Raw genomic sequence first — 8754 nt, 5'->3', positions numbered from 1 at the left:
GTTTAACAAACTTTCCCGGTTCACCCATCCGCTGCTGGCTGCAAGGCGAATACCCAGTGAGACACCGCCCACCTGCCCCACAGACAGGCCGGTGCCCCACAGTCGGAAAAGGATCACCGGAGGACCCTTCCCTTCCTCCGGCCCCGATCGTCGGCACAACTAAGGAGAATCGAAATGCAGTCTTTCAAGCGCTCAACCTTCACCGTCGCAGGCATGGCAGCCGCAGCTCTGCTGAGCCTCACCGCCTGCGGCGGCTCCGCCGGGACGTCCACCAGCTCGTCGGCCGCCGCCGAGCCCTCCGCCTCCAGCATGGCGCCGTCACCGTCAGAAACGTCAACGGCGGCCATGGATCCGGCCGCCAACCTCGTCGGGCCCGGCTGTGCCGACTACGCCAAGCAGGTCCCCAGCGGCAAGGGTTCGGTCGCAGGCATGGCCCTGGATCCCGTGGCCGTCGCCGCCTCGAACAACCCGCTCCTGAAGACGCTCACGGCCGCGGTCTCCGGCAAGCTGAACCCGAAGGTCAATCTTGTGGACACCCTGAACGGCAGCGAGTTCACGGTGTTCGCACCGGTTGACGATGCCTTCGCCAAGGTGGATGCAGCAACGATCGAGACCCTCAAGAAGGACGATGCCCTCCTGAGCAAGATCCTCACCTACCACGTGGTCCCGGGTCAGATCACTCCGGACAAGATCGTGGGCACGCACAAGACCGTGCAGGGCGGGTCGGTAACCGTGACCGGCACCAAGGATGCCCTCAAGGTGGACGGCGCCAACGTGATCTGCGGCGGCGTCCAGACGGCGAACGCCACCGTTTACCTCGTGGACTCGGTGCTGATGCCCAAGTAGGCACCGCAAATGAGGCCGTGGCCCGCGCCCAAAGTGCGGACCACGGCCTTTTGTGCGCCCGGGCGTGTCCTGGCTCACGCGTAAGCCATCGGTCCGCGATCCGTCAATTAGACTGGGTGGCGGGCAAGCAGCCGCCCACGCGCACCCCAGCAGTCCAGAGGTGGTAATCGAGTGCCCAGCAGCAGTATCCCGCGCCGTACGGCCCTCAAGACCGGCGCCGTCCTCCTGGGCCTGTCCCTCACGTCCTGCACGAGCGAAGCCCAGCCCACGCCGTCGTCCGCCGCGGCGAGCACCACAACAGCCGCCGCAGCACCGTCAGAGACCTTCACGTTCGGCACGGCCTCGCAGCCCCTGGGCCTGGATCCCGCCCTGGCCAACGACGTCGAATCGCAGCGGGTCACCCGTCAGGTCCTCGAAGGCCTGGTGGGCGTCGACCAGACAACGGGCGAGCCCACACCGCTGCTGGCCACGGACTGGACGGAATCGTCGGACGGCATGTCCTACACCTTCACCCTTCGCCCGGGCATCAAGTTTCACGACGGCTCCCCATTCAACGCCAGCGCCGTCTGCACCAATTTCGAGCGCTGGTTCAAGTTTTCAGAGGCGCTGCGGAAGCAGTCTCCAGGAACCACGTTCAAGGGAGTCTTCAAGGAACACGCCGACCACGCGGAGCTGTCCGTCTTCAAATCCTGCACCGCCCTGTCGGCGCTGCGGGTGCGGATCAGCCTCACGGAGCGCTTCACCGGCTTCCTGCAGGCCCTGACGCTTCCCGCGTTTGCCATCTCCTCCCCCAGGGCACTCGCCGCCGGGAAAGCCGACCAGCTCAGCCTGCGGCGCGGCAGCCAGGCACTTTCCGCCTACGCCACCCATCCCGTGGGCACCGGCCCCTTCCGCTTCGCCGCTTGGGACAGCGCGGGCGTCACCCTCGCGGACAACAAGGAGTACTGGGGCACCCGGGGCCAGATTGCCATCCTCAAGTTCGTCACCTACGACCACCCCCAGACGCGGCTGCAGGCACTGCTGGACGGCCGGATCGACGGCTATGACGCCGTAACGGTGGGGAACTTCGACCAGCTGGTCAAACGCGGCAAACAGATCATCCAGCGCGACCCGTTCTCGGTGATGTATCTGGGCATGAACCAGGAAATTCCCGTACTGAAGGACCTCAAAATCCGGCAGGCCATCGAGCTGGCCATCGACAAGGACACGCTGATAAGGCGCTTCTTCATCGACAACACGGCCCAGGCCTCGCAGTTCGTTCCGCCCAAGCTGAGCGGGTTCAACAACAACGCACCCGCGCTGGGCCATGATCCCGGCAAGGCGAAGGAACTCCTGGCCGACGCCGGCTACAAGGGCCAGGCCCTGAAGTTCTACTACCCCATGAACGTCACGCGGCCGTATCTGCCCACCCCGGAGAAGGTCTACGCGGAAATCAGCCGGCAGCTCACGGCAGTCGGCCTGAACATCCAGCCCGTCCCCGTCGACTGGACCGACGGCTACCTGCAGAAGGTGCAAAACCCCGGCGACCATGCCCTGCACCTGCTCGGCTGGAACGGTTCCTATGCCGACGCGGACAATTTCCTTGCCCCGCTTTTCGGCGAGAAAAACGGGGAGTTCGGGTACCAGGACCCGCAGGTGTTCGCCAAGATCGACCGTGCACGCGGACTCCCGGACGGCCAGGAACGCACGCAGCAGTACCAGACCATCAACGCCCAGATCGCGGAGTCGTTGCCCGCAGTCCCCATCGCGTTCCCGATCTCTGCCCTGGCCCTGTCCGACCGGGTGGTCAGCTATCCCGCCTCGCCGGTATTAAATGAAGTTTTCACCAAGGTCCAGCTAAGGTCTTGACGCCGGGCCGCAATTTCAGTTAGTGGGCGGTGCAGGGATATTCTGTGACAGCCAGAGCCGCCTATCGGAGACTGATTGTGACCTTCATTTCCAAGACCCAACATGCCGACGTCGTCCTTATTGGCGGCGGCATCATGAGCGCCACGCTGGGTGCGTTCATCAAGCAGCTCGAACCCAACTGGACCATCTCCCTGTTCGAGCGGCTTGACGAGGCCGGCCTGGAGAGCTCGGGACCGTGGAACAACGCCGGCACCGGACACGCCGCGCTGTGTGAGCTTAATTACTCCCCCGCCGCCAAAGACGGCTCGGTCAATCCTGCCAAGGCGCTGCACATCAACGAGCAGTACCAGCTGTCCCGCCAGTTCTGGTCCCACCTGGTGGACAACTCCCTGATCGGCTCCCCCAAGGGATTCATCAACACCGTTCCGCACATGAGCTTCGTCATCGGCGACGACAACTCGAACTTCCTCAAGACCCGGTACAACGCGCTCAAGGAACACACGCTGTTCCGGAGCATGGAGTACTCCGAGGACTTCGCGCAGATCGCCAAGTGGGCGCCGCTGATCGTCAAGGGCCGCGACACCAAGCAGCGCGTCGCCGCCACCCGCGCCGCCGAAGGCACCGACGTCGACTTCGGTGCGCTGACCCGGGAGCTCACCGGCTACCTGGCCAACAACGGCGTCGAAATCAACTACGGCCATGACGTCACCGATGTCCGCAGGGCGTCCGACGGCGGCTGGGACCTTTCGCTCAAGCACCCCGCTTCCGGTGAGCGCGGCAGTATCCGCGCCAAGTTCGTCTTCGTCGGCGCCGGCGGCGGAGCGCTGCACCTGCTGCAGGCCTCGGGCATCCCGGAAAGCAAGGGTTTCGGCGGGTTCCCCGTGTCCGGCCAGTTCTTCCGCTGCACGGACCCGTCCCTCGCCTCCCAGCACAACGCCAAGGTCTACGGCCAGGCTTCCGTGGGCGCCCCGCCCATGTCCGTGCCGCACCTGGACACCCGCTACGTCAATGGCAAGCGCTCCCTGCTGTTCGGCCCGTACGCCGGCTTCTCCACAAACTTCCTGAAGAACGGCAGCTACCTGGATCTCCCGCTGTCCATCCGCCCAAGCAACATCATCCCGATGCTCGCCGTGGCCAAGGACAACATGGACCTGACCGCCTATCTGGTCAAGGAGGTGGCCAAGCGCCACGGTGACAAGGTGGAGGCACTGCGCGAGTACTACCCGGAGGCCAAGGACGGCGACTGGGAACTCATTACCGCCGGCCAGCGTGTGCAGATCATCAAGAAGGATCCGAAGAAGGGCGGTGTGCTGCAGTTCGGCACCGAGGTGATTGCTGCCCGCGACGGTTCCGTCGGCGCCCTCCTCGGCGCTTCACCGGGTGCCTCCACGGCCGTGCCCATCATGATCGAGCTCCTGCAGAAGTCCTTCCCCAAGAACTTCAAGGGCTGGCAGTCCAAGCTCAAGGAAATGATGCCGGGCTACGGTGTCAAGCTCAACGAAAACCCGGAGCTGGCAGCTGAACTCGAGAAGGCTACGGCCAAGAGCCTTCAGCTGGAAGCATCGCCCGCAGTCCAGCGGTGACCGTCCAGCGCTGACCCGGCGCGGGTTGCGGCAGGTTCCACCGAAGGCAAACAGTCCGTCGACCCGTCAACCCAGGAGATCAAGCGATGTTCCGGCTGGCCCACCTATCCCTCGGGAACCGCGCACTCATCGCGCTGATCACCATCTTCGCCTCGGTGTTCGGCGTGATCACCATGTCCTCGCTGAAGCAGGAACTCATCCCCTCGATTGAGTTCCCGCGGATCACGGTGATCACGTCGATGCCCGGGGCGTCGCCCGAGGTGGTGGACAAGCAGGTCAGCCGGCCGCTGGAGACGGCGCTGAACGGCGTCGAAGGCCTGGAGTCGACGTCGTCCACCTCCCGCAACGGCGTCTCGCAGATCAGCCTGGTGTTCACCTACGGTTCCAACCTGGACCGGGCCCGGAACCAGATCGACCGGGCAATTTCCAATGCGAAGCGCACGCTCCCGGACGACGTCCAGCCCCAGGCCATCGCCGGCAGCATCAGCGACTTCCCGATCGTCTTCCTCGCCGTCTCCTCGGACAAGTCCCTGAGTGAGCTGAATACGGACCTCCAGCGGCTGTCGGTGCCGAGGCTGCAAAAGCTCGACGGCGTCCGCGGCGCCGACGTGACAGGCGGCGCCAGCCGGCACATCCTCATCCAGCCGAACGCTGCCAGAATGGCCGCCGGCGGTGCCAGCATCCAGTCGGTCCGGAACGCCCTGACCAACAACGGCGACCTTGTCCCGGCGGGCACGATTGAGGAGAAGGGCCAAAGCCTGTCCCTGCAGATCGGCAGCCCGGTCGACTCGGTGGCCGCGGTGAAGGCACTTCCGCTCAGCGGGGCCAACGCCGGCACCACCATCGGTTCTGTGGCCGATGTCAGCATCAAGGATGACGCGCGGACGTCCATCACCCGGACGAACGGCCTCGAGACGCTGGCCATTTCCGTGACGAAGAAGCCCGAGGGCGACACCGTGGCGGTCTCGCACGCGGTGAAGGACTTGCTGCCGCAGCTTGAGGCGGAGCTGGGCTCGAAGGCCAGGTTCACCCCCGTCTTCGACCAGGCACCCTTTATCGAGAAATCCATCAAGGACCTCACCACAGAGGGTTTGCTGGGCCTCGGTTTCGCGGTGGCGGTCATCCTTCTCTTCCTCATGTCCGTCCGCTCCACCCTGGTCACCGCCGTCTCCATTCCGCTGTCGCTGCTGATCACCTTCATCGGCCTCTCCGGCACAGGCTATTCACTGAACATCCTGACGCTCGGGGCACTGACCATCGCGATTGGCCGGGTGGTGGACGATTCCATCGTGGTGATCGAGAACATCAAGCGGCACCTGAGCTACGGCGAAGCCAAGCTCACCGCGATCCTCACCTCCATCCGTGAAGTGGCCGGCGCGATCACCGCTTCTACGCTAACCACCGTGGCCGTTTTCCTCCCGATCGCCTTTGTGGGCGAGCTCGCGGGCGAACTGTTCCGCCCGTTCGCGCTGACGGTCACCATCGCCCTGCTCTCCTCGCTGCTGGTGTCGCTGACCATCGTGCCGGTGCTCGCGTACTGGTTCCTGAAGAGCCCCGCGAACGAAGGCACCGGCGATGCCCCGCGGTCCGCCGGGGAAGTCCAGGCGCAGGCACACGAGGCCGAACAGCGCAGCCTGCTCCAGCGCGGCTACCTTCCCGTGCTGAACAAAACCCAGAAGCACCCCGTGCTCACGCTGATCGCCGCGGTCCTGGTTCTCGGCGGGACCGCAGCGATGACGCCGCTGCTCGCCACCGACCTGCTGGGGCGTTCGGGCGAGAACAGCATGACGGTCAAGCAGGAACTTCCGGCCGGCACGAGCCTCGAAGACACCAGCGCCGCGGCCCGGAAGGTCGAGGATGTGCTCCTTGGTATCGACGGGATCAAGGATGTGCAGGTGACCTCCGGCAATGCGCAGGCGGGCTTCACCGCGCTGACGTCCTCTGGCGCCTCGAATTCCTCGTTCACGGTTGTTACCGACGAAAAAGCGAACCAGGGCAGGCTGCAGGACACCGTCCGCAGTGAACTGGCGTCTGCAGGTGCTGCGGGCAAGATCTCCGTCGGTTCCCAGCAGGGAGGCTTCGGCACGTCCTCCACCGTGGACATCACCCTGAAGGCCGCCACCTCCGAAGACCTGGGGAAAGCCAGCGACGCCATGGTCGAGGCCATGGCCGGGGTTCCCGGGAGCAGTGAGGTGACCACCAACCTGGCTGCCAGCCAGCCCGTGGTGCAGGTGAAGGTTGACCGGGCCAAGGCGGTTGCCGCGGGCCTGACCGAAGAGCAGGTGGCAGGCGTCCTGGCCTCGACCATCAGCCCCGTCCCGGCAGGCACCGTCCGCATCGACACGGACGACTTCCCCGTCCAGATCGGCGAAGGCAAACGCTTCACCAGCATCGCGGCAGTCCGCAACATCCCGCTCCCCACCGCATCCGGTGCGGTCCCGCTCGGCCGGATTGCCGCCGTCGAGCAGGTGGACGTGCCCGTTTCCATCACCTCAAGCAACGGACAGCGGACCGCACAGGTGTCCATCACGCCGTCGGGATCCAACCTGGGCGCCGTCAGCGCCGAGGTGCAGCAGCGCCTCAAAGCCGTGAAGCTGCCCGCCGGGGTGACCGCGGAGATCGGCGGCGCCACGACCCAGCAGGCGGAATCGTTCCGGCAGCTCGGCCTCGCGCTGCTGGCAGCCATCGCCATCGTCTACGTGATCATGGTGGCGGCCTTCAAGTCCCTGGTGCAGCCGCTGATCCTCCTCGTTTCGGTGCCGTTCGCCGCCACCGGGGCCGTGGCCCTGCTCCTGGCCACGCGGGTGCCGCTGGGGCTGCCGTCGCTGATCGGCATGCTGATGCTCGTGGGCATCGTGGTGACCAATGCGATCGTGCTGATCGACCTGATCAACCAGTATCGGAAGCCACGCGGCGGCAAGCCGGGGATGGGCGTGGCCGACGCCATCACGCACGGCGCCCGGCAGCGTCTCCGCCCCATCCTCATGACCGCGCTGGCCACGGTTTTCGCGCTGACCCCCATGGCCCTCGGCATGACGGGCGGCGGCGGGTTCATTTCCCAGCCGCTGGCCATCGTGGTGATTGGCGGCCTGGTCTCCTCCACGGCGCTGACGCTGGTGCTCGTCCCCGTGCTGTACCGGCTGGTGGAGGGGCGTAAGGAGAAAAAGGAGCTCCTGCGCCAGCTCAAGCAGCGGCCCGGCTTCTCCCCTGCCGATGACGACGTCGATGCCGAGTTCGCCGACTGGACCACCGGCATGGTGCCCAAGCTCAGTGGCCGGCGAGCCGCCCCCGGCTCCCCCGAGTAACCCCACCGCTTCCGCCTCTCCTCCCCACCCTGTCCTCCCCACCTGTCCTCCCCGCCCAACTAGGTAGCAGCTGAGGGCGTTCCCAGCGTTGGGAACGCCCTGAGCTGCTACCCACCTGCGGCGAACCCCTAGCAGCCTGTGGATAACCCCGTTCCCGCCTCCGGAATTTGGCACGATGGGGCCATGAAATATCCGAGCCCGCTGCCGGACCAACTGTCCGTGCCCTTCACCGTGAACGAAGCACTCATCGCCGGGGTTGCCCGGGACCGGCTGAAAATAGGCGGTCTCGTAACCCCCAGCCGGGGCATCCGGATGCCTTCCGACGCCGGCACGCTCCCGACGTCGGCGCAGCAGCTTGCCCAGCTGGCCAGGCCCCATACGCTCGTCACCGGCCTTTCCGCCGCATCGCATGCAACGGCATTCCTGCTGTGGGAGTTTCCAGGCTTCCTCCCCGGAGCCGACCTTCCGGGCATCCATATTTCCCGTCCGGATGCGGTTGCCATAGCCCGGCGGCGTGGTGTGGTGGGCCACCGGGGGCAGTTCTTCCCAGACGAGATAGTGGACCTCGGCGGGGCATTCGTGACCAGTAGGGCCCGGACGTGGCTGGACATCGCACGGCTGATGAGCATCGGTGAGCTAACGGTGGTGGCGGACCATCTCCTCCGCTTGCCCCGCCCTGAGTTCGAGAGGAGGTCCGCAGCCCATGCCACGCGGGACGAACTCGCCGAGATGCTGGACAGGCACAAGGGAACGCCGGGGATCCGGAAGGCCCGCCTGGCGCTGGATCAGGCGCGTGTGGGCGCGGATTCCGCACCGGAAACGCGGCTGCGGCTTGCCTTGGCCCGCCGCGGACTTCCCGATGCCGACGTCAACGTGCCGGTGGCGCTGGGCGGCGGCATTGTGCGCCAACCCGACCTGTCCTACCCGGAGTTCCGTGTGGCCGTTGAGTACGACGGCGAGGGCCACTCGGATCCGGCACAGGTGCTGAAGGACATCAGCCGCGACGAGGATTTTGCCGCCGCGGACTGGATCCTGGTGCGGATCGGCAAGGGGCACATGGACAACGACGCGAGGGCGGCCGCCCGCAAGGTCAGGCTGGCACTCCACGCGCGCGGCTGGTCCGCGTCTGGGTAGCAGTTCAGGGCGTTCCCGGCGCTGGGAACGCCCTGAAC

General features: G+C 66.0%; 5 protein-coding genes. All 5 read left to right on the top strand.

All coding sequences use genetic code 11. The features are described 5' to 3' along the window. Positions 1 to 174: 174 nt before the first annotated feature. The 5 genes from ACFQ50_RS23860 to ACFQ50_RS23840 all read left to right on the top strand — a co-directional run bounded on the left by ACFQ50_RS23860 (position 175) and on the right by ACFQ50_RS23840 (position 8716). Positions 175 to 846, top strand: a complete 672-nt coding sequence (locus ACFQ50_RS23860) for a fasciclin domain-containing protein (protein WP_377998087.1) — start codon at positions 175 to 177, stop codon at positions 844 to 846. A gap of 171 nt (positions 847 to 1017) precedes the next feature. Then, positions 1018 to 2694: an ABC transporter substrate-binding protein gene (locus ACFQ50_RS23855; RefSeq protein ID WP_377998086.1), complete on the top strand. Its 1677-nt coding sequence runs from the start codon at positions 1018 to 1020 to the stop codon at positions 2692 to 2694. Positions 2695 to 2771: 77 nt separating this feature from the next. Then, positions 2772 to 4277 carry a malate:quinone oxidoreductase gene (locus tag ACFQ50_RS23850; protein ID WP_377998088.1) on the top strand — a complete coding sequence of 502 codons (1506 nt, stop codon included), beginning with the start codon at positions 2772 to 2774 and terminating at the stop codon, positions 4275 to 4277. 86 nt (positions 4278 to 4363) lie between these two features. After that, complete coding sequence (locus ACFQ50_RS23845; RefSeq protein WP_377998085.1) at positions 4364 to 7582, top strand: efflux RND transporter permease subunit; 3219 nt, start codon at positions 4364 to 4366, stop codon at positions 7580 to 7582. A gap of 183 nt (positions 7583 to 7765) precedes the next feature. Continuing rightward, on the top strand, positions 7766 to 8716 hold the full coding sequence (locus ACFQ50_RS23840; RefSeq protein ID WP_377998084.1) for an endonuclease domain-containing protein: 951 nt from the start codon (positions 7766 to 7768) through the stop codon (positions 8714 to 8716). Positions 8717 to 8754 lie beyond the last annotated feature (38 nt).

This window comes from Arthrobacter sp. NPDC056493 (assembly GCF_042795115.1).
Classification (GTDB): Bacteria; Actinomycetota; Actinomycetes; order Actinomycetales; family Micrococcaceae; genus Arthrobacter.
This window is presented reverse-complemented; position numbering and strand designations above follow the sequence as displayed.

Bases quoted from the DNA above. Each gene is read 5' to 3' on its own strand.
- ACFQ50_RS23860 (WP_377998087.1), top strand. From the start codon at position 175: ATGCAGTCTTTCAAGCGCTCAACCTTCACCGTCGCAGGCATGGCAGCC.
- ACFQ50_RS23840 (WP_377998084.1), top strand. From the start codon at position 7,766: ATGAAATATCCGAGCCCGCTGCCGGACCAACTGTCCGTGCCCTTCACC.
- ACFQ50_RS23845 (WP_377998085.1), top strand. From the start codon at position 4,364: ATGTTCCGGCTGGCCCACCTATCCCTCGGGAACCGCGCACTCATCGCG.